This is a genomic window from Agromyces chromiiresistens, assembly GCF_029167465.1.
GTDB classification, from domain to species: Bacteria; Actinomycetota; Actinomycetes; order Actinomycetales; family Microbacteriaceae; genus Agromyces; species Agromyces chromiiresistens.
In genome coordinates this window covers 1-1,483 of the sequence record NZ_JARFNL010000005.1, presented here as the reverse complement: position 1 = coordinate 1,483, position 1,483 = coordinate 1, and the positions used below count along the sequence as shown (strand labels likewise).

The 1,483-nt window shown below is 72.4% G+C and carries 2 protein-coding genes; both read left to right on the top strand.

Features of this window, described 5'->3' with window-relative positions; genetic code table 11:
• The first annotated feature begins 5 nt into the window (after positions 1-5).
• On the top strand, positions 6-851 hold the full coding sequence (locus tag PX701_RS15285; protein ID WP_476692288.1) for an IPT/TIG domain-containing protein: 846 nt from the start codon (positions 6-8) through the stop codon (positions 849-851).
• On the top strand, positions 772-1,483 hold a 712-nt coding region (locus PX701_RS15280; protein ID WP_275506811.1), incomplete at its 3' end, for an IPT/TIG domain-containing protein. The genes PX701_RS15285 and PX701_RS15280, both read left to right, overlap by 80 nt.

The following is a 1,483-nucleotide window of genomic DNA, read 5'->3' as shown; positions in this document are numbered from 1 at the left end:
TGGTCGTGACGACGCCCGGCGGGGACAGCAACGCACTCCCGTTCACGTACTACGCGGTGCCGAGCCTGGCCAGCCTCACGCCCGACGAAGGGCCCACCGCAGGCGGCACGCTCGTGACCATCGACGGCACCGCGCTCGGCGGCGCGACCGAGGTCTCGGTCGACGGCGTCGCCGTGCCGTTCATCCAGGTGAGCCCCACGCAGATCACGTTCTCGTCGCCGCCGCACGCGGCCGGACCGGTCGACGTGGTCGTGACGACACCGGGCGGCGCGAGCGGTCCGCTGACGTTCACGTACATCCCCGCGCCGGTGCTGACGGCGCTGGCGCCCGACCAAGGCCCGGTCGCGGGCGGTACTCCGGTGACGATCACGGGCACCGACCTCGGGGATGCCTCGGAGGTGACCGTCGACGGGGTGTCGGTGCCGTTCACCCAGGTGAGCGACACGGAGATCACGTTCGAGACCCCGGCCCACGCGGCCGGTGAGGTCGACGTGGTGGTGACGACAGCCGGCGGCGACAGCAACGCGCTGCCCTTCACCTACTTCGACGAGCCCGTGCTCACGACCCTCACGCCCGACGAAGGCCCAGCGGCGGGCGGCACGCTGGTGACGATCACCGGCAGCGCGCTCGGCGGTGCCACGGAGGTGACGGTCGACGGGGTATCGGTGCCGTTCACCCAGGTGAGCGACACGCAGATCACGTTCACGACGGCGCCGCACGCGGCGGGTCNTCACGACGGCGCCGCACGCGGCGGGTCCCGTCGACGTGGTCGTGACGACCCCGGGTGGTGCGAGCGACCCGCTCGTCTTCACCTACCTGCCCGGCCCGGTCATCACGGCGCTCGACCCTGACGCGGGGCCGATCGCGGGCGGCACGCCGGTGACGATCACGGGTACCGATCTCGGCGGGGCGACGGCGGTGACGGTCGACGGGGTGTCGGTGCCGTTCACCCAGGTGAGCCCGACGGAGATCGAGTTCGAGACTCCCGCGCACGCGGCCGGCGAGGTCGACGTCGTCGTGGTGACCGGCGGCGGTGAGAGCAACGCGCTGCCGTTCACGTACTACGCGTTGCCGACGCTCGCCGCGCTCGACCCCGACGAGGGACCGACCGTGGGCGGCACGATCGTGACCGTGACGGGCACGAACCTCGCAGGTGCCACTGAGCTCACGGTCGACGGGGTGCCGGTGCCGTTCACCCCGGTGAGCGACACGACGATCGTGTTCACGACTCCGCCCCACGCCGCCGGCGAGGTCGACGTGGTCGTCACCACACCCGGCGGCGAGAGCGACCCGCTCACCTACACGTACGTGCCGGCGCCGGTGCTCGCCGCGCTCGATCCTGACGCGGGTCCGGTCGCGGGCGGTACGCCGGTGACGATCACGGGTACCGATCTCGGTGGGGCGACCGAGGTGACCGTCGACGGGGTGTCGGTGCCGTTCACGCAGGTGAGCCCGACGGAGATCACGTTCGAGACCCCGGCGC